Origin of the sequence: Tritonibacter sp. SIMBA_163 (assembly GCF_046535935.1) — a bacterium.
GTDB lineage: Bacteria > Pseudomonadota > Alphaproteobacteria > Rhodobacterales > Rhodobacteraceae > Epibacterium > Epibacterium scottomollicae.
Window position 1 is genome coordinate 1 of sequence record NZ_JAWJBP010000174.1, and the last position, 365, is coordinate 365.

At 53.4% G+C, this 365-nt stretch carries 1 protein-coding gene; it reads right to left on the reverse strand.

The features are described from left to right. The coding region (locus R0J92_RS21955) for a hypothetical protein (RefSeq protein ID WP_411053205.1) at positions 1-365 on the reverse strand (365 nt) is incomplete at both ends.

Sequence of the window (365 nt, forward strand, 5' to 3'; positions counted from 1 at the left end):
CGATTGGACGGTCACTGTCTTGCCGCCGGCAGTCGGTGTTTCTTCCTGCTCTTCTTCGGCTTGCGCACGCTGTTCGGCTTCAGCTTTCGCTTTTGCCTCCGCTTCCTCACGTGCTTTTTGTTCTGCTAGCGCAGTTTCCTGGGCTTTTTTCTCTGCCTGTTCTTCGGCAGCTGCCTGCTCTTTCTCTTTCGCTTTTGCAGCCGCTTGTTCTTCCCGTTCACGCGCTTTCTCTTTCAGCGCCTTTTGCTCTGCCTCTTCTTTGGCTTTTGCACTTTTGTCTTCTTGCTGTTTTTCGTCATCCTGCTGGTCTCCTGCAGCGGCCAATACGGTACTGTCAGAAGGCGGCTGGGAATTCAGTTCAAAGC